Here is a 24,817-nt window from a genome sequence, read left to right on the forward strand (position 1 = left end):
TCCCTTCACGAACATTGTCAGGCGAAGGGGAAACACGTGTCAGACCAGAGCGTCCGCTCTCGACGCTTCGAGGGCAAGAGCTTGATCGTCACCGGCGCGGCGCAGGGCGTGGGCAAGCAGGTTGCGCTGGATGCCGCCGCCGAGGGCGGCAGCGTGCTGGTGGTCGATCGCTCGCCCATCGTCGAGGAGGTGTCCGCCGCCATCGAGGCCGCGCACGGTCCCGGCCGCGCGGTGGCCATGGTGGAGGATCTGGAGACCTACGCCGGCAACGAACGCGTCATGCAGCGCGCCGATGCCGCCTTCGGCAAGATCGACGTGCTGGTGACCAACGTCGGCGGCGCCATCTGGATGCAGCCGTTCCAGGAGTTCGACGAGCGCCAGATCGCAGCCGAGATCAGCCGTTCCCTGTTCCCCACCCTGTGGGGCTGCCGCACCGTTCTGCCGTACATGCTGGCCCGCGGGCGCGGCGCCATCGTCAACGTCTCGTCCATCGCCACCAAGGGCATCAACCGCATCCCCTATTCGGCCGCCAAGGGCGGCGTGAACGCGCTGACCGCCTCGCTCTCCTTCGAGCTGTCGGGGACCGGCATCCGGGTGAATGCGGTGGCGCCCGGCGGCGTGACGGCCCCGCCCCGCCGCGTGCCGCGCGGCACCGATCCGATCTCGGCGCGGGACGAGGTCTGGCGGCAGGAGGTGGTCGAGCAGACCATCCGGGCCACCCATCTCGGACGCTACGGCGAGCTCAGCGAGATTTCCGCCCCCATCCTGTTCCTCGCCTCGGACGAGGCCGCCTACATCACCGGCACCGTCATTCCGGCCGGCGGCGGCGACCAGGGCTAGGGACGCCCTTGCAGGGCTAGGGACACCCTTGGGCGACGGTCCCGCCCGCCCTATTCCGCGAAGGACGGGCGGGTGGGCAGGTTGTGCTCCGCGCTGAACCAGGGCGGGTTCTCCGCGTACATCTCCTTGATCAGCTCCTTCACCAGATCGATGTAGGGCGAGTTGTCGCCCACCCGGTGATAGAGAATGACCGGAGACGTGGCCCGCTCGCCCTCCAGCAGGCGGTAATGCACGTCGCTGCGCATCTGCCGCGCCGACGAGGGGATGACGCACAGCCCGCTTTCCGCGGCGACGAGGCCGAGCGCGGTCTGGATCTCCCGCACCTCCTGCACCTCCGCCGGCCGCGCATCGTGACCGTGCAGCAGGTTCAGCACCTGGTCGGCATATCCCGGGCGCGGCTCCTTGGGATAGACGATCAGCTTCTGCCCCGTCAGGGCCGAGACGGGCAGGGGGCCGCGCTCCTGCGCCAGCGGCGTGCCCTTGGGGATCGCCACCACCAGCCGCTCCTCGCGCAGCACGATCCCCACCACGCCGGCATCGGTGTGATGCAGCCGGCCGAAGCCGACATCGATACGCCCCTCCTTCAGGGCCGGGATCTGCTGCACCGAAGCCATCTCCAGCACCTGGATCTCGATGTCCGGCGCGCGGTGGCGCAGCTTGCGCACCAGCGAGGGCAGGCCGCCATAGAGCGTGGAGGCGACGAAGCCGATGGACAGCACGCTGTTCTGGTTGAGCCCCACCCGCCGCGTCGCCGCGCGCATCTGCTCCACCCGGCCGAGCACCTGCATCGCCTGCTCGTAGAACAGGCGGCCGGCCTCGGTGAGGCGGACCGGGCGGCTGTTGCGGATCAGCAAGGCCACGCCCAGCTCGTCCTCCAGCGCCTGGATCTGCCGGCTCAGGGGCGGCTGGGCGATGTGCAGCATCTGGGCGGCGCGCGTGAAGTTGCGCTCGCGCGCAACCGCGACGAAGTAGCGAAGCTGGCGAAGGTCCATGCTGTTGCTCCGATCCGCGCGAAAAATTGACGCTATTCTTGGTATGTTGCGGCGCGGGAAGGTGCCGTTTCATTGCATTTTTTCGGCTATGATACCCTGAATGCATGATTACAAACACAAAAGGTTTTGGACGTAAACACCCGCTTCGACGCAAGGTGGCGCCATGAACGCGACCTTCCCCCATGCCATCCCGACGGCCTCGCCCCTGAACCCCGTGATCGAGCGGGTCGAGACGGCGCTGGTCGATCTGCCGACCATCCGGCCGCACAAGCTGTCGGTGGCCACCATGAACGGCCAGACGCTGATGCTGGTGCGGGTGCATTGCAGCGATGGCGTGGTGGGCATCGGCGAGGGCACCACCATCGGCGGCCTCGCCTATGGCGGCGAGAGCCCCGAGGGCATGAAGCTCGCGATCGATACCTATTTCGCGCCGCTCATGGTGGGGCAGGATGCCACCGCGGTGCGGGCGGTGATGCTGCGCATCGGCAAGATGGTGAAGGACAACCGTTTCGCCAAGAGCGCGGTGGAAACCGCCCTGCTGGACGCGCACGGCAAGCGGCTCGGCCAGCCGGTCAGCGAACTGCTCGGCGGCCGCCTGCGGGCCCGCCTGCCGGTGGCCTGGACGCTGGCCTCGGGCGACACCGCCAAGGACATCGCCGAGGCGGAGAAGATGCTGGAGCTGCGGCGCCACCGCATCTTCAAGCTGAAGATCGGCTCCCGCGCCCCGGCGGCGGACGTGGCCCATGTGGCGGCCATCAAGCGCGCGCTGGGCGACCGCGGCGCGGTGCGCGTCGACGTGAACATGGCCTGGAGCGAGACCGAGGCGGCCTACGGCATGGCCGCGCTCGCCGATGCCGGCTGCGAGCTGGTCGAGCAGCCGGTGGCCTCCGCCGCGGCGCTGGGGCGCCTCGTGCGGCGCTTCCCGGTAGCGCTCATGGCGGATGAATCCCTGCAGGGGCCCGAGAGCGCGTTCGAGATCGCCCGGGTCGCCGGCGCCGACGTGTTCGCCATCAAGATCGAGCAGAGCGGCGGCCTGTTCGGCGCCCAGCGCGTCGCGGCGATCGCCGACGCGGCCGGCATCGGGCTCTACGGCGGCACCATGCTGGAAGGCGCGGTGGGCACCATCGCCTCGGCCCAGCTGTTTTCCACCTTCGTCAACCTCCAGTGGGGCACCGAGCTGTTCGGCCCGCTGCTGCTGACCGAGGAAATCCTCGCCACCCCGCTGGACTACAGCGACTTCGAGCTGACCGTCCCGGCCGGGCCGGGCCTCGGCATCACGCTCGATGAGGACCGGGTGGCGTTCTTCACGCGGGATCGCCCCCGCAAGACCACCAGCGTCGCCGTCTAGCGACGGCGCCACGGGCTCAAGCAACAGCGCAAACGCGCAGCCTGCGACGATCCGGGCAGCCCGCCCGCCACCGATCGGAGCGCACCATCTCGAGGGAGGACCACGATGTCAGCGAGTGCCGAAAAAGAGAGGGACCTCGACGCCCTGCTCGCCACCGCGGTGCAGGACGACAAGGACGCCGGCATCTTCCGCTGCCGACGCGACATCTTCACCAATGAAGACCTGTTCGAGCTCGAGATGAAGCACATCTTCGAGAGCAACTGGGTCTATCTGGCGCATGAAAGCCAGATCCCGGAGAACAACGACTATTACACCACCTACATCGGCCGTCAGCCGGTGGTGGTGACCCGCGACAAGACCGGCGAGCTTCACGCCGTCATCAATGCCTGCGCGCATCGCGGCGCCACGCTGTGCCGGCGCAAGCACGGCAACAAGGGCAGCTTCACCTGCCCGTTCCACGGCTGGACCTTCTCCAACACCGGCAAGCTCCTGAAGGTGAAGGACGAGAAGACCACCCAGTATCCGCCCCAGTTCGCCAAGAATGGATCCCATGATCTCAAGCGTGTGCCGCGCTTCGAGAACTACCGCGGCTTCCTGTTCGGCAGCTTGAAGGCGGACGTGGCGCCGCTCCTGGACTATCTGGGCGAGACGAAGGTCATCATCGACCAGATCGTCGACCAGTCGCCGAACGGGCTCGAGGTCCTGCGCGGGAACTCGTCCTACATCTATGACGGCAACTGGAAGCTCCAGATGGAGAACGGGTGCGACGGCTACCACGTCAGCTCGGTGCACTGGAACTATGCGGCCACCATGGGGCGCCGCAAGGTGGAGGGGACCAAGGCGGTCGATGCCAACGGCTGGAGCCGCTCGGTCGCCGGCGTCTACGGCTTCGACAACGGCCACATCCTGCTGTGGACCAACACCATGAACCCGGAGGTGCGCCCCGTGTACGGCCACCGCGAGGAGATCGCGGCCCGCGTGGGTCCGGAGAAGGCGGACTTCATCGTCAACCAGACGCGCAATCTCTGCCTGTATCCCAACGTGTTCCTGATGGACCAGTTCAGCACGCAGATCCGCGTCGCGCGCCCCATCAGCGTGGACCAGACCGAGATCAGCATCTTCTGCTTCGCGCCCAAGGGCGAGAGCGCGGAAGACCGGGCCATCCGCATCCGCCAGTACGAGGATTTCTTCAACGTGTCCGGCATGGGCACGTCCGATGACCTCGAGGAGTTCCGCGCCTGCCAGCAGGGCTACGCCGGCATCTCCGCGCTGTGGAACGACCTCTCGCGCGGCGCGCCGCTGTGGATCGAGGGGCCCGACGACAATGCCCGCAGGATGGGCCTGCGCCCGCTGCTGTCCGGCGAGCGCAGCGAGGACGAGGGTCTGTTCGTCCGCCAGCACGAATACTGGGCCAAGGTGATGCGCGCTGCCGTCTCCTCCAACGCGAACGGAGACGTCGCATGAGCATTTCCCTGGAAGCCGCCCGCGCCTTTCTCTACCGCGAGGCGCGCCTGCTCGACGATCGCCAGTGGGACGAGTGGCTCACCTGCTATGCGCCGGACGTCACCTACTGGATGCCGGCGTGGGACGATGACGACAGGATCACGGAAGACCCGCAGTCGCAGATCTCGCTGATCTACTATCCCGATCGCGACGGTCTCGAGGATCGCGTCTTCCGCATCAAGACGGAGCGCTCGGGCGCCTCCACGCCAGAGCCGCGCACCAGCCACAACGTGACCAATGTGGAAGTGCTGGCGGAGCGCCCCGACGCGGTGGACCTCAGATACAATTTCCACACCCTGAGCCATCGCTACAAGGTCACCGACCAGTTCTTCGGCACCGTGTTCGCCACCCTGCGCGAAGCCGACGGGCAGATCCTCATCGCGAGCAAGAAGATCGTTCTGAAGAACGACTACATCCGCCAGGTCATCGATGTCTATCACGTCTGACAGGCATCGGTTCCGGGCCTAGGGAGAGTTCCATGTCCAGCCACACCATCGCGCTGAACTTCGAGGACGGCGTCACCCGCTTCATCGATTGCAAGGACGGCGAGAAGCTGCTCGATGCTGCGTTCCGCAACAAGATCAACCTGCCCATGGACTGTTCCGATGGGGTGTGCGGAACGTGCAAGTGCCGGGCCGAGAGCGGCGCATACGATCTCGGCAGCGACTACATCGACGACGCGCTGACCGCGGACGAGGCCGCCCAGGGTCTCGTGCTCACCTGCCAGATGGTGCCGTCGAGCGACTGCGTCATCAACGTTCCGGTGACCTCGCTCGCGTGCAAGACCGGCCAGCAGAAGTTCGCCGCGACGGTGGCGCAGGTGAGCTTGCACAACGATGCGGCGGTGGTGCTCGACCTCGACGTGGAGGGCGCCGCGCCGGCGTTCCTGCCCGGACAGTACGTCAACATCGACGTGCCCGGCAGCGGCCTCAACCGGTCCTATTCCTTCAGCTCGGCCCCCGGCGAAGGGCGGATCAGCTTCCTGATCAAGATGATCCCCGGCGGCCTGATGAGCGGGTGGCTGGCGCGCGCGAAGGCCGGCGACCGGCTCAGCCTGACCGGTCCGCTGGGCAGCTTCTACCTGCGCGAGACCCGCGCGCCGCTGCTGTTCCTCGCCGGTGGCACCGGCCTTGCGCCGTTCCTGTCCATGCTGGAGGTGCTGGCCCGCGCCGGCTCGCAGCAGAGGATCCATCTGGTCTATGGCGTGACGCGCGATCTCGACCTCGTGCTGGTGGAGGCGCTGGAGGCCTACACCGCGCGCCTGCCCGGCTTCGGCTTCACCACGGTGGTGGCGGACGCGGCATCCACTCACCCGCGCAAGGGTTGGGTGACGCAGTACATGCCGCAGGACATGCTGCGCGACGCGGCGCCCGACGTGTATCTGTGCGGGCCGCCGCCGATGGTCGATGCCGTGCGCCGGTATTTCGACGAGACGGGCATCACGCCCAACTGCTTCCACTACGAAAAATTCACGCCGAATGCGCCGCTGAAGGAGAGCGCATGACGGCGAATACGGTGGCCTGACGGAACGGGCCACCCCCAATCAATGTGCAAAAGCACCCGGGGAGGAACAGACATGCGAAACATCGACATTGCCGAGGCGATCGACAGCACGCCATTCGGACGGTTCCAATGGATGGTGGCGGCGCTGTGCGGCCTGCTGCTGGTTGTCGACGGCTACGACGTCTTCGTGGCCGGCACCGTCCTGCCGGCGCTGATGGTGGAATGGGGCCTGAGCAAGCCGCAGGCCGGCGCCCTCCAGGCGTGGGCGCTGTTCGGCATGATGTTCGGCGCCCTGGTGTTCGGCCCGCTCGCGGACAAGATCGGCCGCAAGAAGGGCATCGCCATCTGCTTCCTCCTGTTCACCACCTCCACCTTGCTGGCCGGCTTCGCCAATTCGCCGACCCAGTTCGGCATCTTCCGCTTCATCGCCGGCCTCGGCTGCGGCGGACTGATGCCCAATGCGGTCGCGCTGATGAACGAGTACGCGCCCAAGCGCCTGCGCAGCACCATGGTGGCCGTGATGTTCTCCGGCTATTCGGTGGGCGGCATGGTGGCGGCCGGCCTCGGCATCGGGCTCATTCCGCAGTTCGGCTGGAAGCCCATGTTCTTCATCGCCGCCGTGCCGCTGCTGCTGCTGCCGCTGGTGCTGTGGAAGCTGCCGGAATCCCTCGGCTTCCTCGTCCGCCAGGGCAAGCAGGAAGAGGCCAGGGCGATCTGGGCGAAGGTTGCGCCCGGGGCCCGGCTGGGGGCCGAGGACCGCCTCGTGTTCAATGAGGTGAAGAGCGCGTCGGCCTCGGTGCTCGAGCTGTTCCGCCATCAGCGCGCGGTCAGCACCGTCATGCTGTGGATGTCCTTCTTCTGCTGCCTGCTGCTGGTGTACCTGCTGTCGTCCTGGCTGCCGAAGGTGCTCCAGGAAGTCGGCTACGCCGAAAAGGCGAGCCTCCTCAGCCTGTTCTCGCTCAACTTCGGCGGCATGCTGGGGGCGATCCTGGGCGGGCGGCTGGGGGATCGCTTCGGGCTGCCGCGGGTGGTGGTCGCCTTCTTCACCACGGCCGCCGTCTCCATCGCGCTCATCGGCTTCGGCCTGCCGGCTCCGGTGCTGTTCGTGATGGTCTTCATCGCCGGCGCCACCACCATCGGCACGCAGATCCTGCTGTATGCCAGCGTGGCGCAGCTCTACAATCTGTCGGTGCGCTCCACCGGGCTCGGCTGGGCCTCGGGCGTCGGCCGCATCGGCGCCATCGTCGGGCCGACGCTGGGCGGCGTGCTGCTGGATCAGCACCTCTCGCTGCAGCAGAACTTCCTGATGTTCGCCATTCCCGCCGCGCTCTCCGCCATCGCCATGCTGGTGTTCGCGGTGAACAACGCACGCCGCACGGCCGCCGTGGCGGCGGTTGCCGCGGCCTGAAGGCCACGACCCCGCGGCGGCGCCGGATGGTCCGCCGCGGGTTTTTCCGGGATGGCCTGCCTCAGGCCGTCACCCCATCAAGAGGACATGGGCGAAATGCTCTTTCATGTGCGCATGGACGTAAACCTGCCGATGGATCTTCCGGCGGACGTCGCGAATGAGATCAAGGCCCGCGAGAAAGCCTACTCGCAGGATCTGCAGCGCAGCGGAAAATGGCGCCACATCTGGCGGATCGCGGGTGAATACGCGAACTACAGCATCTTCGACGTGAAGGACAACACCGAGCTGCACGACATTCTCGTCGGTCTTCCGCTGTTTCCCTACATGAAGATTTCGGTGACGCCGCTGTGCCGGCATCCCTCGTCGATCCGCGACGACGACACCTGATCTGCCCAACTGGCGTGAAGGGCGTGTTGAAGACCCCCGCCAAACCTAATCGAGTGGAGGATACAAGGATGAGCGTGAAGATTTTCGGTGGCAAGGATGTGCAGGACTTCCTGCGGGTTGTTGCCAATCTGGACGGAGCGGGCGGCAGCGAGCGGGCGAAGAAGATCGTGCATCGCATCATGTCCGACCTGTTCAAGACCATCGAAGATTTCGACATGACGCCGGACGAGGTGTGGGTCGGCATCAACTACCTCAACAAGCTCGGCTCCGAGAACGAGGCGGCGCTGCTGGCGGCCGGCCTCGGCCTCGAGCACTACATCGACATGCGGCTCGATGCCGAGGACGCGGCGCTGGGCATCACCGGCGGCACCCCGCGCACCATCGAGGGCCCGCTCTACGTGGCCGGCGCCCCTGAGCAGAAGAGCAGGGCGCGGCTCGACAAGAACCCCGATCCGGATGCCGGACCGCTGCGCATCCACGGCATCGTCACCGGTCCGGACGGAGCGCCGGTCGCCGACGCCCTGGTGGAGGTGTGGCACTCGGATTCGAAGGGCTTCTACTCGCACTTCGACCCCACCGGCCGGCAAAGCGAGTTCAACCTGCGCGGCGCCATCCGCACCGGCGCCGACGGCCGCTACGAGGTGCTCACCCGGATGCCCGCCTCCTACGGCTGCCCGCCCTCCGGCGCGACGCAGACGCTGCTGAACCAGCTCAACCGCCACGGCAACCGCCCGGCGCATGTGCACTTCTTCGTCACCACGGACGCGTTCCGCAAGCTGACGACGCAGTTCAACATCGAGGGTGACCCGCTGATCTGGGACGACTTCGCCTTCGCCACCCGCGAGGGGCTGATCCCGCACGTGGTGGAGCGCGCCGGTGGACAGGCCGTGGGCTTCGAGGAAGATGCCTACCGCGACATCGAGTTCAACATCGAGTTGACCCCGAAGGTCGCCGGCAAGGACAACCAGATCGTCGAGCGCGCCCGCGCCGCGGCCTGAGCCGTCCCGGATGGCGGCAGCGCGCGATCGCTGCCGCCAAGTGGTCTCAACGACGGGTGGTCGCCGCTCCGGCCGGAGCGCTGGCCGCCCGTCCGCCGTCTCGGCGGGTGGAGCGCGAGCATGACCGACGCTTTCCTTCAGCGGCCCACGCACCGGCTGCGCTACCGCATCGACGCCCTTCCGGGCGCGGCGGACGCGCCGTGGCTGCTCTTCTGCAATTCCCTCGGCACCGACCTCGGCATGTGGGAGCCACAGGCACGCGCGCTGGCGGGCCAGTTCCGCGTGCTGCGCGTCGATTGCCGCGGCCACGGTCGGTCCACCACCGCGCCGCCGCCCTATGCGCTGGCGGATCTCGGCGGTGACCTCCTGGCGCTGATGGACGCGCTCGGGATCGCGCGCGCGCATTTCTGCGGCCTGTCCATCGGCGGGCTGACCGGGCAGTGGCTGGGCATCCATGCCGGGGCGCGGTTCGACAGGATCGTCGTGTGCGCGACGGCGGCGCGGATCGGCACTTCCGAAAGCTGGCAGGCGCGCATCGATGCCGTCCGCGAGGGCGGGCTTGCCCCGCTCACCGCCGCAACCGCCGAGCGCTGGTTCACCCCTGCCTTTCGCGCCGCCCATCCTGCGCAGGTGGACGACATCCTCGCCACCTTCGCGCAGGTGGACCCGGAGGGGTATGCAGGCTGCTGCGCCGCGCTCGCGGGTGCGGACCTGCGCGCCGAGATCGGCCGCATCGACAATCCGGTGCTCGCCATCTCGGGCGACGACGATCCGGTCTGCCCGCCCGCCGACCTGCAGTTCATCGCCGATCACGTCGCGCGGGGCCGGCATGTCTCGCTGCCCGGCCGCCATATCGTCAACATCGAATCCGCGCAGGCGTTCAATGCGGAACTGCTCGACTTCCTGGCCGGCTGAGCCGCCCGCGGCGCCGGCCTCGACGGATGGACCGGACGAGATCGTCCGCGTGCTGCCCCACCGTGCCCGCGACCTGGAGCGCATCGGCGAGCTCGCCGCCGGCGGGGCGCCGGTGGTCACCGTCGTCGGCAAGTACAACCACGGCAAGAGCCGGCTGCTCAACGAGCTGATACGGCGCGATGCCTTCGCCGTGGCCGACCGGCGGGAGACGGTGGCGCTCGCCGAATGCGCGCACGCGGGCGCGCGCTGGCTCGACGCGCCGGGGCTCGACGCCGACGTGGGCGGGGAGGACGACCGCCACGCGCTCCGGGCGGTGTGGCTGAAGTCCGACGTCCGGCTGTTCGTGCATGCGGCGCGGGAGGGCGAGCTCGATGCGGCGGAACGCGCGCTGCTCGGGGAGCTGCAGGCCGATGGCCGGCGCACCGGCCGCCAGACGCTCGTGGTGCTGACGCAGGCGGACCAGATGGCCGACGAGCAGGCCCTGCGACGTGTGGCGGAGGCCCTTTGCGTCCAGGCTGACGGCGCGGCGCTGCATGTGGTCTCCGCAAGCCGCCACCGGCAGGGGATCGAGGGCGCCAAGGCGCTGCTGGTTGCGCGTAGCGGCATTCCCGGTCTCGAGGCAGCTCTCGCCGAAGCGCTGGCGCGGGTGCCGGGGGCGCGGGCCCATGAGGGCGCGCTGCTGCTGGGCGAGATCCGCGACGAGCTCGACGCGCTCCATGGCGCACGCACGCAGGCGCTGGCCGCCCTGCGGCAGGAGGAGGCGAGCCAGCGGAATGCGTTCGACCAGGGGCTCGATGCGCTGCTGTGCGCCATCGGCCACGAGATGGAGGCGGTGGTGGACGTGGCCGGCCCCGACCTCGCGCTGGTGGCCGACACGGGGCGGGATCGCTATGCCGTCACAGCCGCGAAGCTCGAACGCGCCCGCGTCCAGGTGGCCTATTCGCGCGCCTGCATCCGCATCGACGCCTTTCTGGCGGGGCAGGGGGTCGTGGGCCTGCCGCGGGAGCAGGAGACCGCCGCCGGCAGCCTGAACACGGTCATGGTGGCGGTCATGGGCGTATCGGTGAAGTTCCGCGCGGACCTGCGGCGCATGTTCTGCGAGGCAGGCGGCCGGGCCCGCCTGCACGCCGCGTTCGCCCGTTATTTCGAGCTGTCGAAGCGCCGGACTGAGCTGCGGCAGCGGATCGCCGATGCCGCATCGGCTCTGGAGGCGGCCGGGCGTGCCCGCGCCGGCGTCGATCAGCTGGAAGGTGCCCCATGAAGCCTGCGGCCATGTCCGCATCGCCCCACGTCCCGGCCGCCCCTGAGATGCCGGGCGAGGAGCAGCGCTTCCTGGCCGAGATCGACGCCGCGGCGCCGGGGCGGGACGACCTGCGGGCCGTGCTTTCCCGGCTCGAGGACTGGCTTGCGAGCCTGCGCGACGGCCTTGCCGGCGCGGTCCTTGCCCCGGCGGGACTGTGCGAGGACGGCGCGCTCGCCCGGCAGGTCGCGGCCGTCACCGCGGCGCTCGGGGCCTGCGTGGCGGCCTGGCCGCAGCACAGGGAGGCGCTCGGGCCGGCGCTGGCGCTGGCGCGGCAGCTGGATGGGGTGGCGATCCTGCTGGTGTTCGGCAAGTTCAACGCCGGCAAGAGCTCGCTGTGCAACCTGATAGCCGACCGCTTCGCCGCGCGGGGCCGGACGGTGGGCTTCTTTCATGTGGAGGCGGGGCAGCTGGCGGAGGGCTCAGGGCGCTTCGCCGAGGGCGCCACCGAGACCACCGCGCGGCTTCAGGGGGTGCGGCTCGGCGACCGGCTGGTGCTGCTCGATACGCCCGGCCTGCATTCGGCGACGGCCGGGAATGCCGCGCTCACCCGCCGCTTCGCCGACAGCGCCGACGGCGTGCTGTGGCTGACCAGCTCCGCCGCGCCGGGGCAGGTGCAGGAGCTGGACGAGCTGGCGCAGGAGCTGCGCCGCGCCAAGCCGCTGCTGCCGGTTCTGACCCGAAGCGACCTCTTCGAGGAGGACGAGATCGACGGCGCGCTGGTCAGGCGCCTGCGCAACAAGACGGCGGCGAACCGCGCCCTGCAGGAGGCGGATGTGGCCGCTCGCGCGCGGGACAAGCTCGCCGCGATGGGGGTGGATCCCGCGCAGCTGAGGTCCCCGGTTTCGGTCTCCGCCCACATGGCGCGGGCGCCCGCGCCGGATGCCATCGCCGAGGCCGGGCTGGAGCGGCTCTATGCGGCGCTGCGGGCGCTGGTGGCGCCGGCGCTCGCTTATGGCCGCCGCAAGCCCGCCGAGGTGCTGCTGCGTCATCTGGACGAGACCGTGCTGGGCGACCTGCGGCTCCAGGTGGGGCCGGTGCTGGCGCAGCTCGCGCGGATGCTGGACGACGCGCTGGCGCAGATCGGCGACCGGCACGAGCAGGTGCAGGACGACGTGTGGCGCGACGCCATTCCGCTGCTGCCGGAGCTGCTGGAGGCCCACGCCGGCGCCCGCGACGTTGGGGGCGTTTGCCGCGCGCTGGCGCAGGCCGTCGACGCCGCGTTCGCGCGGGCGGTCGCCGCGCATCTGCCGGATCATCGCCCCGAGCCCTGCGGCCGCACAGGCGAGGCGGAGGGTGACGGGTTCGCGGACTTCGCATCCGGCGGCATCGGGTTCGAGGAGCTGGCGGTGGAGGTGGACGGTGTGCGACGGCCGGTCGGCATCGACTACGGCCGCCTGCATGCCGCGCTGGAGCGGCAGGTGCGCGCCCACGTGGTGGGTCTCGCCGATGCCTCCCGCGCCACCTGTGCCGCCAGCCTGCGCCGCCTCCTGGCGTCCGTCGCGCAGATCGGGGCCGTGCTGGACGCCCATGAGGCGTCCCTGCGCGACATCCGCACCGCGCTCAGGGCGGGCGGGGAAACAATCACCGGCTGAGAAGCCCCGCACCCCTTTCAGTCCATCAGGCGCGAGATCTCGCCGGCAACGTCCGCCGCGGTCTGGCGGAGGCGTTTCAGCGTCTGCGCGGTTTCCCGCGCGCCTGTCTCTCCAAGGAAGAACATGTGGTTGCCCGGCAGCGTCGCGCTCAGGCGCGGGGAAGGCCCACGCCGCGCAACAGAGCGGCCAGGGTGCCCTGCTTGTGGACGCCCGTCTTCGCGAAGACGGCCTTCAGATGCGCACGCACCGTCTCGACCGACAGGCCAAGGCGTGCGGCGATCTCGGCGGGGCTGCTCCCGGCGCCGATCCCGGCCGCGACCTTGGCCTCTGCAGGCGTGAGGTCGAACAGTCCCTGGATGAGGTTGACGCTCAAGTCGCCCTTTCTGGACACCGGCATCAGCACCAGCATGCTGGCCATCCGGGCGAACAAGTCCTGCGCCCCCCCTCTGAAGGGGATGAGATGCGCGACCATGGCATCCATGGCGTTCGGTGCCGGCAGCGGGATCGACTGAACCAGCCGCGCACTGCTCGTCGAAGCATGCATGGCGAGAATGCCCTGCGTAAGCAGGCGGTCCGCATTGGCATCCGCAAAATGGATGCGATCCCGCCGATCAAGCAGGACGCCGCCGAGAAGGGGTTCACACAGCGCATTGCACGCCATCACCCGGCCGCTGCCGCTGAGTGTTGCCGCCGGCAGCCCCAACGCGGCCATTGCGTTCGCCGCCGTCACGGCCTGGGCGAGGCCGAGGCGGGCGCTGATCATGGCCGATCGCGCGAGGTGCGGGCGGACCCGGTCCAGCGCCTCGACGAAGCGCCGTTCCACGGGGCCGCGCTCGCGCCGTCGCTCGAAGGTGACGGAGACGACGTCCCCGGTGAACAGGGGAATGTGCGTGCCCACCGCCCACCCGACCCCATGCTTGTGGAGGAAGTCCCGGTAGAAGGGATCGTTCTCGATCTCCTCGCGGGTGCAGACGTCGAGATCGGTGAGAAAGCCGTTGTGGTTGAGCTTCGCGGCGCGGATGGCGCGGGTGCTGGCGCCGATCCATCCATCAGTGACGAAGATGTGCATGGTCTGTGTCAACGAGGCCGACGAGACCCAGGCCGCCGATGCGTTGTTGACGGCAAACAGGCATCCGCCAAGCGCGTCTACCTGTGTGCTCAGCGCGTCGAGCAGAGCGGGCCATTTCTCCGGTACGAACGAGGCCTCGTACATGAGGTCAATCGCGGATTCGGGCATCGGATGGCTTGCGTCTCCAGCTTGCGTCTCCAGGAAGCAAGGCGGGTTCCTCGCACAGCCAAGGCGAGAAGCAGCGCCGCCTGCACCCTACTTTGAATTCCATTCCATAGCTAGACAGACCTGCCCCAGGGACAGAAGCAGGTCGCGGCCAAGTGCCGTCGCGGCCATGTGCTGCCGAAGAGCCTATGCTCATGATTGATGATTCAGAATATTCAAATGTACAGATAGTATGTGAATGCATATATGATCGATATTTAACGCGGAAGAAGGCGCGTTTGGCATGGCGAATTGAGTGCGATTCTGGCATAGTTGCTTAGAACAACTCAAGTCAATCGTCGGCTGACGCAGATGGTGCATTGATGTGGCGGTGCGGGATCTTGAGCGCTGGAATGATTTCGTCGAAGGACTTCAAGCGGTCCTCCCAGACCTGCGGGTCGGCATGGAGGGGCTTGAGGACGATCTGCCTCTCCCCCTCGCCTTGGCGGTGCGGGGCTACAGCGGCCGCGCGCTTCTTGACCATGTGAACCGCTATTGCGCCGTCAGCCCATGGGTCGAGGGCTGGAAGGACGTGCCGACGCTCGTGCCCTGCCCGTCCGACGCCGCCGTCCCGATCCGCGAGCTGGAGAAGACCGAGTTCTACAACGACGGGCCGCGGGAAGACGCATTGTTCACACCCGACGCCCGCGGCACCCTCCGGCTGCGCGCCGAGGCGCATCACCGCGCATTCGCCAGGGCGGTCGAGACGCTGTGCCGCATCGGCACCGGCAAGGGGGCGGGATCTGGTGTCCAGAGATGGTTCCACGCACTGGATGCTGTCGCTTCTACCGGTGGCGCAGAACGTCTCGGAGGCGGTATTGGACTAGCGCTTTGTCCGGCTCATCGCCCTCGGAGTGCTCCGCCGCGCAGAGGTGATCTTCGCGCCCTCCCCGCCGCGTGGGGGCCTAACCATGCCGCAGTCCCTGGGCCCGGCCGAAAGACGCTTCGTCGAAGCGCTTTGCGTCGGCGGCACGCTTGCGCAGATCCCCGCGCGGCTGGGAATCGCCTATGAAACCGCGCGTGCGCACCTGAAAAAGATCCACGGTAAGACGGGCACGCGCAGTCAACGCAAGCTGCTGGCGCTGCTTATCAAAGCATGAGCCGCGAGCGCCCGGAGCGCTTCGCCCGGGATTCCCTACCCGCTCGGTCCTAACCCATTTGGGTCATGTCCTCAATTATACTCGGAACTAGCCTAGGGCGCTGGCGATACATTGTCGGGCGCGTTCACAATCGCAGATCGTGTCTGGCGGGCGGGGTGGGGGATGTGCCATGGCCTTCGGCGATTTTAGCGGTTTGTTCGGTCGATCGAAAAAGCCCGCGTTCGGTGCGCTGGATGTCTCGAAGACCGTCCAGGAAAATTCGGTCAATGCCGTACCGGCTCAGCTTGACGGCAACGTCACGCTGACCAACGCCGACGGGACGGGATTTGCGGGCGGAAAGCTGAACGTTTCCATAGCGGGCGCCACGTCCTCCGACACGCTGGGGATCGCCCAGACGGGCGGTATCACGGTCCAGGGCTCGGCGGTCTACTATGAGGGAAGCCAGATCGGCACCCTGTCGTCGTCGGGGCAGGCTGGAGCGCCGCTGACAATCACGTTCGGCTCCGGTCCGGTGAGCGACGAGGCCGCAACCGCGCTGGCGCGCGCCGTGACCTACTCCTCCTCGTCCAACACCCCGCCCGCTCAGGCGCGTGCCGTCACGTTCCAGGCGACGGACGCCGAAAACACCGTCGGCACCGCGAGACTGAAGCTCAAGGTGGCCGCCGAAGGGGACGCGCCCGTCGTCACCGGCCTCGCGGAGCACGTCTCCCACACGCTGGCCGATGCCGCTGTGCCGCAGATCGTGGACGGCGACCTGTCGGTCGCCAACCCCGACGGCACGGGCTTCAAGGGCGGGGTGCTGAACGTGCATCTCGACGGCGCCACCAGCGGCGACGACATCACCCTTGCCAGCGGAACCTACCGTATCGTCGGCACCAGGCTTTATTCCGGCAACACGGTGGTCGGTACGGTCACCTCGGATGGGCAGGACGGACGGGATCTGACCATCCAGTTCAAGCCCAACGCCAACGTTACCGACGCCAATATGACGGCGCTTATGCGCCAGGTGTCGCACAGCACCAGCGACGCCGCGCCGCCGGAGGCCGAGCGCGCCCTAAGCTTCACCTTACAAGACCGCGAGGGCGACGTCACGACGAAGCAGGTCGGCCTCGTCATCGATTATCCCAACCGCGCCCCGGTGGCGGTCGCCGACACCAAGGTGGCCACCGAGGACACCGCGCTCACCTTCGCCGCCTCCACGCTGGTCGCCAACGACACCGACGTGGACGGCGATGCCCTCACCGTCACGGCGGTCGGCGGGGCGAGCCACGGCACGGTGGCGCTGGCGAACGCACAGGTCACCTTCACCCCCGACGCCAACTACAACGGCCCGGCGTCCTTCACCTACACCGTCTCCGACGGCAACGGCGGCACGAGCACGGCCACCGTCAACATCGACGTCACGCCGGTGAACGATGCGCCGGTGATCGTTGCGCCCGCCACAGCGAGCTTCAGGGAGAACGGGACGGGGGATTTCCTAAACCCCACGGCGAGCGATGCCGACGGGGACGCGATCACCTGGAGCTTGTCCGGCGCCGACGCCGCCCTGTTCTCGATCGGCGCTGACGGCGCCCTGAGCTTCAAGACCGCTCCCGACTTCGAAGCTCCGGCCGACGCGGGCGCGGACAACGTCTACAACGTCGTCATTGCGGCCAGCGACGGCACGGCCACGACCAGCCATGCCGTGGCCGTCACCGTGACCGACGTGATGGAGAACGCTGCCCCTGTCTTCCTCGCCGAGGGCGCGCAGAGCGTGGAGCGCATCTCCGTCTCGGCCGATGGCACGCAGGGGGACGGTGCCAGCGTCGGCAGGGTGTCGTTCTCGGCGGACGGCGGCAAGGTGCTGTTCCAATCCTCCGCCAGCAACCTCGTGGCCGGCGATGCCAACGGCAGCTACGATTATTTCGTGAAGGACGTTGCCACCGGGAAGATGACGATGGTCAATGCCGCGGCAGACGGCACGCCGGGAAACTTTCCCTCCGTCGACAACGTGTCGTTCTCGCCGGACGGCGGCAAGGTGCTGTTCCGGTCCAGTGCCAGCAACCTCGTGGCCGGCGACACCAACGGCAACTACGACTATTTCGTGAAGGATCTCGTCACCGGAGAGGTGACGCTGGTCAACGCCGCCGCAGACGGCACGCAGGGCGATAGTGTCTACATCGACAACGTGTCGTTCTCGCCGGACGGGAGCGCGGTGGTGTTCCAATCCTACGCCGGCAACCTCGTGGCCGGCGACACCAACGGCTCCTACGACGTGTTCGTCAAGGACCTCGCCACCGGGGAGGTGACGCAGGTCTCCACCCGTGCCGACGGCATACAGGGGACCGGTGGGAGCGAAAGCGCGACCTTCTCGCCGGATGGCAGCAAGATATTGTTCTCGTCCAATGCCAGCAACCTCGTGGCTGGCGACACCAACGGCATGACCGACGTGTTCGTGAAGGACCTCGCCACCGGGGAGGTGACGCTGGTCTCCACCAGTGCCGACGGCATACAGGGGAGCGATGCGAGCGGAATCGCGACCTTCTCGCCAGACGGCAGCAAGATATTGTTCTTGTCCAATGCCAGCAACCTCGTGCCCGGCGACACCAACGACGACTACGACTATTTTGTGAAGGACCTCGCCACCGGGGAGGTGACGATGGTCAATGCCGCCGCAGATGGCACGCAGGGGGACCTCTTCTACGTCGACGCCGTGTCGTTCTCGCCGGACGGCAGCAAGGTGCTGTTCCGGTCCTACGCCAGCAACCTCGTGGCCGGCGACACCAACGGTGGCAATGCCGACTATTTCGTGAAGGACCTCGCCACCGGGGAGGTGACGATGGTCAATGCCGCCGCAGACGGCACGCAGGGCGATAGTCTCTACATCGACAACGTGTCGTTCTCGCCGGACGGCGGCAAGGTGCTGTTCCGGTCCAATGCCAGCAACCTCGTGGCCGGCGACACCAACGGCAACTACGACTATTTCGTGAAGGACCTCGCCACCGGAGAGGTGACGCTGGTCAATGCTGCCGCAGACGGCACGCAGGGGAACGGTGACAGCTCTGAGGCGACCTTCTCCCCGGACAGCGGCAAGATATTGTTCTGGTCCAATGCCAGCAACCTCGTGGCCGGCGACACCAACGGCGCGACCGACGTGTTCGTGAAGGACCTCGCCACGGGGGAGGTGACGCGGGTCTCCACCAATGCCGCCGGCACGCAGGCAGATGGCTCCAGCTACTACAACGCGGTCTTCTCGCCCGACGGCACGCAGGTCGTGTTCCACTCCGCAGCCGACAACCTCGTGGCCGGCGACACCAACAGCACCTGGGATGTCTTCATCAAGACCCTCGACGCCCACTCGAAGACCGTCGCCACCGTCACCGACGACCCGGCGGCAACCGTGCTTTCGGACACCGGCGCCATCTATTTCGAGGATGCCGACACCGGCGATGCGCACACCGTCTCCGTGGCGGCTGCGCCCGGTGCCCTCGGCACGCTCACGGCGCATGTGGTGCCGGTGGCGGACGGCCCGGACAAGGTGGTCTGGACCTATGAGGTGGACCGGGATCTCACCGCTTCCCTCAGTGCCGATGACACCCGTCAGGACACCTTCACCCTCACCCTCGACGACGGCCATGGCGGGACGGCCACCCAGGATGTGGTGGTGAACGTGAATGGCTCCAACCATGCGCCGGTCGCCGGCGACGATGCGGTGACGCTCGCCGAGGACACCGAGCTGGTATTCCAGTCGTCGATCGGCGGTGACGGCGGCGCCGGCGCCGGGGGCGGCGACGGTGGTGGTGTGCGCATGGCTGCGCCCACTGCGATCTCCCTGCGCACCTTCTCCACGCTTCTTGCCAACGACACCGACGCGGACGGCGACAACCTCACCATCACCGGCGTCGGCGATGCGGTGAACGGCGACGTCTATCTCGACGACCAGGGCCGCATCCACTTCCTTCCCGACGATGACTATAACGGCCCGGCCTCCTTCACCTACACCGTCTCCGACGGCAGCGGCGGCACCGACACTGCGACCGTCAACATCGACGTCACGCCGGTGAACGACGCGCCGGTGGCGGTGGATGATGTTCGGTACTGGAGCTACTCCACCCCCAGCCCAGCGAGCTACGTCTCCACCTTTGGCGCGGCCGGTCTCGTCGCCAATGACCTTGATGTGGACTATCATACCGGTGGGCTGTTCGTGACTGAGGTCGGCGACGCTCAGGGCGGCACGGTATCCTTGGCGGGCGATGTCATTACATTCACAGCCCCGTTCGGCAGCATCAACGGAAGCTTCACCTATACTGTTTCTGACGGCCATGGTGGCATCGATGTCGGCCACGTCATCGTAATGTCGGACGGCATGGCCATCCCCGCCTGAAGCCCGGCCTCCGACCACGCGAACATCGTTGTCAGACCGTGAAAATCCCGCCGGCCCGCGCTGGCACATCGTGAGAGCCGTCCGGTGAACGCCAAGTCCCCCTTTCGCGGCCTCTCCCCGCTGCTCGCCGGCATCGGCATCTTCACCGTCGCGGTGAATATGCTGATGCTGGCGGGGGCGCTCTACATGCTCCAGGTCTATGACCGGGTGCTGCCCTCGCGCTCGGTGCCGACGCTGGTGGCGCTCACCGGACTCGTGGTGGTCGCGTTTGCGGTCCAGGGCCTGCTGGATGCCACCCGCGGGCGGCTGCTGGCGCGGCTCGCGGCGACCATCGAGGAGCGGCTCGCGCCGCAATTGTTCGCCGACGGCATCCACCGCACGGCGCGGCTCGGGTCGCCGGCGGAATTCACCCTCGCCCTGCGCGACCTCGACCAGGTTCGCGGCTTCCTGTCCGGCGCGGGTCCGACAGTGCTGTTCGATGCGCCCTTCGTGCCGCTGTTCGTCACCCTGTGCTTCCTGCTGCACCCCTGGCTCGGCCTCACCGCGCTTGCCGGCGCCGTCGTCATCATCGCCCTCGCCCTGGCGGGCGAGGCGCGCTCAAAGGCCCGGGTGAAGGCAGCCGTGGAACTGGCGGCAAGGCGCACGGCCTTTCTCGAGGCCTCTCGCCGCGCCTGCGAGGTCGCGCGGGCGCTCGGCATGGTCGCCAATCTGTCCGGCCGCTTCGCGCGGCTGGATGCGGAGAGCCGCAAGGGACAGGAGCAACTGGCGGTCTCCTCCATCAATCTTGCTGCCCTCTCGCGTGCGTTCCGCACCCTGCTCCAATCCCTCCTGCTCGGCATCGGCGCGCTGCTCGTCATACGGGGCGACGCCACAGGCGGCGTGATGATCGCGGCGTCCATCCTCATGGGCCGGGCGCTGGCGCCGGTGGAACTCGCCGCGGCGCACTGGAAGGGCTTTCTCGCGGCGCGCGAGAGCTGGCGGCGGCTCTCATCCCGGCTCGCCCTGCTCCGCCTGAGCGAGCCGGGCGCACGCACGCAGCTGCCGCCTCCGGCCGAGCGGCTGGACATCGAGGCCGTGTCGGTGATGTCTCCCCTCGGAAAGCGCCCGCTGCTCCAGGGGATCGCCTTCTGCCTTGCCGCTGGCGACGCGCTCGTTCTCGTCGGCCAGTCGGGGGCGGGCAAGACCTCCTTCCTCAAGGTCCTGTCGGGCCTCTGGCCGCCCGCGGCGGGAGCCGTACGGCTCGATGGCGCGCGGCTCGACCAATGGGAGCCGGACCGGCTGGGCCGCTCCATCGGCTATGTTCCCCAGGACGTAGCGCTACTCGACGGCACGGTTGCCGAGAATATCGCGCGGTTCGATGCATGCCCGGATGGCGATGCCGTGATCGCCGCCGCGCGGGAAGCCGGCGTCCACGACATGGTGCTGCGCCTGCCTTCGGGTTACGATACACACATCGGCGAGGGTGGGATCACCCTCTCCGCCGGCCAGCGCCAGCGCATCGCGCTTGCGCGCGCGCTCTACGGCAATCCTTTCTTCGTCATCCTCGATGAGCCCAATGCTCACCTCGACGCCGAAGGCGAGGCCGCGCTGCAACACGCGATCGAGCGGGTTCGCGCACGCGGCGGCATCGCGGTGGTGGCCGCGCACCGGGCCAGCATGATGCGGGCGGCGAGCCACGTGGCTGTGCTGCGGGAGGGTCGGCTTGCCGCCTTCGGCCCGCGCGACAAGGTGCTTGGGCGGGTCGCCCCTGGTCCCGGCCCGGTCGCGGCACCATCCCTCGTGCCGCTGGCGGGAGGTAAGCCATGAGCCCGCCCGCCGCCGGGGAGAGCCGCGCACCCGCCAGCGCGCTCGCCCGTGCCCACCGCGACCTTCGGCTCGGCGGGGCCGTGGCGGCCCTCTTCATCCTCGGCGGGGGCGCCTGGGCAGCCCTTACCCCGCTCTCGGGAGCCGTGCTGGCCAGTGGCAGCCTCACCTTGAAAGGCAGCGTCAAGAGCATCGAGCCGCCCATGGGCGGCACCATCAAGGAAATCGCCGTCGCCGAGGGGCATACCGTCGGGGCGGGCGACCTGCTGTTGCGCTTCGACGACACGCTCGCGCGCGCCAGCCTGGCCATCGTCGCGCAACAGATCGACGAGTTGGAAGCCCGAGCCGCGCGTCTCAGGGTGGAGGCGGGCCTTGCTGATGCCATCGAGCCGGCCGGGACCATCATCGAACGGCGCCGGGTGGAACAGGCGCTGGAACTCATCTGGACCGGCGAAGAACGCCTGCTTGCCGCCCGAAAGGAGATGCGCGCGGGGCAGCGAGCCCAGCTCTCCGAGCAGATCGACCAGCTCCGCCAGCAGATCCAGGGGCTGGAGCTTCAAGCCGCGGCCAAGGAGACGGAGATTGTCCTCGTCCATATCGAGCTCGGCTCATTGGAAGACCTGGTCGCCAAGAAGCTGGTTTCCCTGAGCCGGGCCACCGCCGTGCGCCGGGAGGCGGCGCGCATCGAGGGTGAGCTCGGCCAACTGCGGGCCTCCATCGCGTCTGCCCGCGGACGCATCGCGGAGATCGGACTTCAGATTCTCTCCATCGATCAGCAGACGCGCAGCGACGCCACGCAGGAGCAGGGCGAGATAGAAGGAAAGCTGTCCGAGCTGCGCGAGCGGCGCGTCGCCGCCCTCGACCAGCTCTCCCGCCTCGACGTGCGGACGCCGAGCGGCGGCATTGTGCATGAACTGACCGTCCACACCCTGGGGAGCTATGTGGCGGCCGGCGACAAGGTGATGAAGATCGTGCCGCGCGACGATGTGTTCGTGGTCAGCGCACATGTTGACCCGATCGACATCGATCAGGTCCATCCCGGACAGGCGGCCAGGTTGCGATTCAGCGCCTTCCAGCAGGAAACGACGCCGGAAATCGACGGCATCGTCTCACGCATCTCGGCGGATACCATCACGGACAAGAGATCGGGGGCGAACTTCTACCAGGTGGAGATCGTGCCGGACGCCGCAAGCCTGATGGCGCTTTCCAATCTGGAGCTCGTGGCCGGGATGCCGGTCGAAGCTCATCTTGCCACGCAAGAGCGCACGCCCCTGTCCTACCTCCTGAAACCGATCGGTGACCAGTTGCGCAGGAGCTTCAGGGCGGGGTGAAGGGTGATGCCGGGGAACGGCCGGGTCGCAACGTATCCCCCTCCGGGTGAAGCAACCCGTCTCTGCTTGACCGAAGCGGTTCCGACCACCTCCGAAATTTTCACGGAGGTGGTCTTGATCTATAGCGCGATGCTCGTCGCGACATTCGCACTGCTGGCGGAGGGTGAGGAGGGTTTTGAAGCGCTCCCCATTTCTAGGCCATCCGGAGCTGGAAAATTCCGGGGTTAGGGCTCATGCCGGCAGGGACGCCGGCATGAGCCGTTCATGAGCGCGATCAGCGGCTTATTGCCGATCGCGCCGTGCGGCCGAACCTCATTGTAGTCTCTACGCCAAGCCTCCATTTTCGCCCGCGCGTCATCAAGGCTCATGAACCCGTGCGTATTCAGGCATTCCGCCCGGAACTTGCCCTCGAAGGAACTGATGAAGCCGTTGTCCGTCGGCTTGCCGGGCTGGGACGACACGCAGCGATACGGGGTGGGAAAAATAATCATTGTCAGTCAACGAGTTCGTGCGATTTCAGGCACGGCGCGGGATGGTCTGAAACCACCCTAGTTCACTCCCACTCGATGGTGCCCGGCGGCTTCGACGTCACGTCGTAGACCACGCGGTTGACGCCCTTCACCTCGTTGATGATGCGGGTGGCGGTGCGGCCGAGGAAGGCCATGTCGAAGGGGTAGAAGTCGGCGGTCATGCCGTCCACGGAGGTGACGGCGCGCAGGGCGAGCACGTGGTCGTAGGTGCGGCCGTCGCCCATCACACCCACGGTGCGCACGGGCAGGAGCACGGCGAAGGCCTGCCAGATCACGTCGTAGAGGCCGGCGTAGCGGATCTCCTCCAGATAGATGGCGTCGGCCTTGCGGAGGATGTCCAGCTTCTCCCGCGTCACCGCGCCGGGGCAGCGGATGGCGAGGCCCGGGCCGGGGAAGGGGTGGCGGCCGACGAAGCTCTCCGGCAGGCCGAGCTCGCGGCCGAGCGCGCGCACCTCGTCCTTGAACAGGTCGCGCAGGGGCTCCACCAGCTGCATGTTCATGCGCTCGGGCAGGCCGCCGACATTGTGGTGGCTCTTGATGGTCACCGAGGGGCCGCCGGCGAAGGAGACGCTCTCGATCACGTCCGGGTAGAGCGTGCCCTGGGCGAGGAAATCGGCGCCGCCCACCTTCTTGGCCTCGGCCTCGAACACGTCGATGAACAGCCGGCCGATGGTCTTGCGCTTCACTTCCGGGTCCTCGACGCCGTCCAGCTCCTTCAGGAACAGGTCGGCGGCGTCCACGTGGACGAGCGGAATATTGTAGTGGCCGCGGAAGAGGGAGACCACCTCGTCCGCCTCGGCCTGGCGCATCAGGCCGTGGTCGACGAACACGCAGGTGAGCTGGTCGCCGATGGCCTCGTGGATCAGCACGGCGGCCACCGAGGAATCCACCCCGCCGGACAGGCCGCAGATCACCCGGCCGGTGCCCACCTGCTCGCGGATGCGGGCGATGGCGCGCTCGCGGAAGGCGCCCATGGTCCAGGCACCCTCGAGGCGGGCCACCTTGCGCACGAAATTGGAGAGCAGGCGCGCGCCGTCCGGCGTGTGCACCACCTCGGGGTGGAACTGCACGCCGTAATAATTGCGCGCGGTATCGGCGATGGCGGCGAACGGGGCGTTGTCGGAGACGGCCACCACCTCGAAGCCCTCTGGCAGGCGGGTGACACGGTCGCCGTGGCTCATCCACACGGTGTGCCGCTCGCCCTCGCGCCACACGCCCTCGAACAGGGGCACCTGCTTGGTCACGGTGAGTTCCGCGCGGCCGAACTCGCGATGGTGGCCGGCTTCCACCGCCCCGCCCAGCTGGGCGGCCATGCACTGCTCGCCATAACAGATGCCGAGCACGGGCACGCCCGCTTCGAACACCGCGTCCGGCGCCTTGGGGCTCTCGCCCTCGATCACCGAGGCCGGGCCGCCGGAAAGGATGATGGCGCGGGGCTTCAGCCGCGCGATGGCCTCGCCCGCCTTCTGGAACGGCACCACCTCGGAATACACCCCCTCCTCGCGCACGCGGCGGGCGATGAGCTGGGTCACCTGGCTGCCGAAGTCGATGATGAGGACGGTTTCCTGGGCGGCGGGAGCGGCTGCGGACATGGCGGACCTTGCGCGAGAGGGCGATTTTGCCCCCTC

General features: G+C 68.1%; 19 protein-coding genes and 1 pseudogene. 15 read left to right on the plus strand and 5 right to left on the minus strand.

The features are described 5' to 3' along the window. The first annotated feature begins 36 nt into the window (after window positions 1-36). A complete protein-coding gene (gene benD / locus V5F49_RS15160) occupies window positions 37-840 on the plus strand; it encodes a benzoate diol dehydrogenase BenD (protein WP_394117100.1) in 804 nt (267 codons plus the stop codon). Between the two features lie 50 nt (window positions 841-890). On the opposite strand, the gene V5F49_RS15165 is transcribed toward benD, so the two are convergent. Beyond that, on the minus strand, window positions 891-1,832 hold the full coding sequence (locus tag V5F49_RS15165) for a LysR family transcriptional regulator (protein ID WP_394117101.1): 942 nt from the start codon (window positions 1,830-1,832) through the stop codon (window positions 891-893). Between the two features lie 163 nt (window positions 1,833-1,995). On the opposite strand from V5F49_RS15165, the gene V5F49_RS15170 reads away from it, so the two are divergent. From V5F49_RS15170 to V5F49_RS15215, 10 genes are all read left to right on the plus strand, one after another. Then, window positions 1,996-3,180, plus strand: a complete 1,185-nt coding sequence (locus tag V5F49_RS15170; RefSeq protein ID WP_394117102.1) for a muconate/chloromuconate family cycloisomerase — start codon at window positions 1,996-1,998, stop codon at window positions 3,178-3,180. A 105-nt stretch (window positions 3,181-3,285) separates the two neighbouring features. Further along, entirely contained in the window at window positions 3,286-4,644 is a 1,359-nt protein-coding gene (locus V5F49_RS15175) for a Rieske 2Fe-2S domain-containing protein (RefSeq protein ID WP_394117103.1), read from the plus strand. Then, window positions 4,641-5,129 (plus strand): benzoate 1,2-dioxygenase small subunit, encoded by a 489-nt coding sequence (benB, locus tag V5F49_RS15180; protein ID WP_394117104.1) that lies wholly within the window; start codon window positions 4,641-4,643, stop codon window positions 5,127-5,129. Before V5F49_RS15175 ends, benB begins: the two co-directional genes overlap by 4 nt. Window positions 5,130-5,161: 32 nt before the next feature. After that, window positions 5,162-6,187 carry a benzoate 1,2-dioxygenase electron transfer component BenC gene (gene benC, locus V5F49_RS15185; protein WP_394117105.1) on the plus strand — a complete coding sequence of 342 codons (1,026 nt, stop codon included), beginning with the start codon at window positions 5,162-5,164 and terminating at the stop codon, window positions 6,185-6,187. Window positions 6,188-6,259: 72 nt separating this feature from the next. Continuing rightward, window positions 6,260-7,594, plus strand: a complete 1,335-nt coding sequence (locus tag V5F49_RS15190) for an MFS transporter (protein ID WP_394117106.1) — start codon at window positions 6,260-6,262, stop codon at window positions 7,592-7,594. Window positions 7,595-7,690: 96 nt separating this feature from the next. Next, the gene (gene catC, locus V5F49_RS15195) at window positions 7,691-7,981 is read left to right on the plus strand and encodes a muconolactone Delta-isomerase (protein ID WP_394117168.1); all 291 of its coding nucleotides are present in this window, start codon (window positions 7,691-7,693) and stop codon (window positions 7,979-7,981) included. A gap of 68 nt (window positions 7,982-8,049) precedes the next feature. Continuing rightward, the gene (gene catA, locus V5F49_RS15200; RefSeq protein WP_394117107.1) at window positions 8,050-8,979 is read left to right on the plus strand and encodes a catechol 1,2-dioxygenase; all 930 of its coding nucleotides are present in this window, start codon (window positions 8,050-8,052) and stop codon (window positions 8,977-8,979) included. A 120-nt stretch (window positions 8,980-9,099) separates the two neighbouring features. Next, the gene (pcaD, locus tag V5F49_RS15205; protein WP_394117108.1) at window positions 9,100-9,894 is read left to right on the plus strand and encodes a 3-oxoadipate enol-lactonase; all 795 of its coding nucleotides are present in this window, start codon (window positions 9,100-9,102) and stop codon (window positions 9,892-9,894) included. 49 nt (window positions 9,895-9,943) lie between these two features. Further along, window positions 9,944-11,155, plus strand: coding sequence for a GTPase (locus V5F49_RS15210; protein ID WP_394117109.1), 1,212 nt, complete (start codon window positions 9,944-9,946; stop codon window positions 11,153-11,155). Beyond that, window positions 11,152-12,789 (plus strand): GTPase, encoded by a 1,638-nt coding sequence (locus V5F49_RS15215; RefSeq protein ID WP_394117110.1) that lies wholly within the window; start codon window positions 11,152-11,154, stop codon window positions 12,787-12,789. The genes V5F49_RS15210 and V5F49_RS15215 overlap by 4 nt, the downstream gene beginning before the upstream one ends. 148 nt (window positions 12,790-12,937) lie before the next feature. Here the strand turns inward: V5F49_RS15215 and V5F49_RS15220 are convergent, their stop codons facing one another. Both V5F49_RS15220 and V5F49_RS15225 read right to left on the minus strand, forming a co-directional pair. Further along, window positions 12,938-14,026 (minus strand): LuxR C-terminal-related transcriptional regulator, encoded by a 1,089-nt coding sequence (locus tag V5F49_RS15220; RefSeq protein WP_509210698.1) that lies wholly within the window; start codon window positions 14,024-14,026, stop codon window positions 12,938-12,940. Between the two features lie 328 nt (window positions 14,027-14,354). Further along, window positions 14,355-14,546: a hypothetical protein gene (locus tag V5F49_RS15225; protein ID WP_394117112.1), complete on the minus strand. Its 192-nt coding sequence runs from the start codon at window positions 14,544-14,546 to the stop codon at window positions 14,355-14,357. 427 nt (window positions 14,547-14,973) lie between these two features. Here V5F49_RS15225 and V5F49_RS15230 point away from each other — a divergent pair, with 427 nt between their 5' ends. The 4 genes from V5F49_RS15230 (at window position 14,974) to V5F49_RS15245 (ending at window position 22,659) form a co-directional block, all read left to right on the plus strand. After that, complete coding sequence (locus V5F49_RS15230) at window positions 14,974-15,162, plus strand: helix-turn-helix transcriptional regulator (protein WP_394117113.1); 189 nt, start codon at window positions 14,974-14,976, stop codon at window positions 15,160-15,162. A 169-nt stretch (window positions 15,163-15,331) separates the two neighbouring features. Beyond that, window positions 15,332-19,525: a tandem-95 repeat protein gene (locus V5F49_RS15235; RefSeq protein WP_394117114.1), complete on the plus strand. Its 4,194-nt coding sequence runs from the start codon at window positions 15,332-15,334 to the stop codon at window positions 19,523-19,525. A gap of 84 nt (window positions 19,526-19,609) precedes the next feature. Further along, window positions 19,610-21,331, plus strand: coding sequence for a type I secretion system permease/ATPase (locus V5F49_RS15240; protein WP_394117115.1), 1,722 nt, complete (start codon window positions 19,610-19,612; stop codon window positions 21,329-21,331). Continuing rightward, window positions 21,328-22,659: an HlyD family type I secretion periplasmic adaptor subunit gene (locus tag V5F49_RS15245; protein WP_394117116.1), complete on the plus strand. Its 1,332-nt coding sequence runs from the start codon at window positions 21,328-21,330 to the stop codon at window positions 22,657-22,659. Before V5F49_RS15240 ends, V5F49_RS15245 begins: the two co-directional genes overlap by 4 nt. Window positions 22,660-22,883: 224 nt before the next feature. On the opposite strand, the pseudogene V5F49_RS15250 reads toward V5F49_RS15245, so the two are convergent. Both V5F49_RS15250 and guaA read right to left on the minus strand, forming a co-directional pair. Then, window positions 22,884-23,114 (minus strand): annotated as a pseudogene (locus V5F49_RS15250) (integrase core domain-containing protein); the annotation flags it as partial. A 98-nt stretch (window positions 23,115-23,212) separates the two neighbouring features. Next, the gene (gene guaA, locus V5F49_RS15255; protein ID WP_394117117.1) at window positions 23,213-24,781 is read right to left on the minus strand and encodes a glutamine-hydrolyzing GMP synthase; all 1,569 of its coding nucleotides are present in this window, start codon (window positions 24,779-24,781) and stop codon (window positions 23,213-23,215) included. Window positions 24,782-24,817: the final 36 nt, after the last annotated feature.

This window comes from Xanthobacter lutulentifluminis (assembly GCF_043194675.2).
Classification (GTDB): domain Bacteria; phylum Pseudomonadota; class Alphaproteobacteria; order Rhizobiales; family Xanthobacteraceae; genus Xanthobacter.

Coding starts and splice junctions, on each gene's coding strand:
- guaA (WP_394117117.1), bottom strand. CDS start 24,781: ATGTCCGCAGCCGCTCCCGCCGCCCAGGAAACCGTCCTCATCATCGAC.
- V5F49_RS15190 (WP_394117106.1), top strand. CDS start 6,260: ATGCGAAACATCGACATTGCCGAGGCGATCGACAGCACGCCATTCGGA.
- V5F49_RS15175 (WP_394117103.1), top strand. CDS start 3,286: ATGTCAGCGAGTGCCGAAAAAGAGAGGGACCTCGACGCCCTGCTCGCC.
- catA (WP_394117107.1), top strand. CDS start 8,050: ATGAGCGTGAAGATTTTCGGTGGCAAGGATGTGCAGGACTTCCTGCGG.
- V5F49_RS15235 (WP_394117114.1), top strand. CDS start 15,332: ATGGCCTTCGGCGATTTTAGCGGTTTGTTCGGTCGATCGAAAAAGCCC.
- V5F49_RS15220 (WP_509210698.1), bottom strand. CDS start 14,026: ATGCCCGAATCCGCGATTGACCTCATGTACGAGGCCTCGTTCGTACCG.
- catC (WP_394117168.1), top strand. CDS start 7,691: ATGCTCTTTCATGTGCGCATGGACGTAAACCTGCCGATGGATCTTCCG.
- V5F49_RS15225 (WP_394117112.1), bottom strand. CDS start 14,546: ATGGTCAAGAAGCGCGCGGCCGCTGTAGCCCCGCACCGCCAAGGCGAG.
- V5F49_RS15230 (WP_394117113.1), top strand. CDS start 14,974: ATGCCGCAGTCCCTGGGCCCGGCCGAAAGACGCTTCGTCGAAGCGCTT.
- benB (WP_394117104.1), top strand. CDS start 4,641: ATGAGCATTTCCCTGGAAGCCGCCCGCGCCTTTCTCTACCGCGAGGCG.
- benC (WP_394117105.1), top strand. CDS start 5,162: ATGTCCAGCCACACCATCGCGCTGAACTTCGAGGACGGCGTCACCCGC.
- V5F49_RS15165 (WP_394117101.1), bottom strand. CDS start 1,832: ATGGACCTTCGCCAGCTTCGCTACTTCGTCGCGGTTGCGCGCGAGCGC.
- V5F49_RS15170 (WP_394117102.1), top strand. CDS start 1,996: ATGAACGCGACCTTCCCCCATGCCATCCCGACGGCCTCGCCCCTGAAC.
- V5F49_RS15245 (WP_394117116.1), top strand. CDS start 21,328: ATGAGCCCGCCCGCCGCCGGGGAGAGCCGCGCACCCGCCAGCGCGCTC.
- pcaD (WP_394117108.1), top strand. CDS start 9,100: ATGACCGACGCTTTCCTTCAGCGGCCCACGCACCGGCTGCGCTACCGC.
- V5F49_RS15215 (WP_394117110.1), top strand. CDS start 11,152: ATGAAGCCTGCGGCCATGTCCGCATCGCCCCACGTCCCGGCCGCCCCT.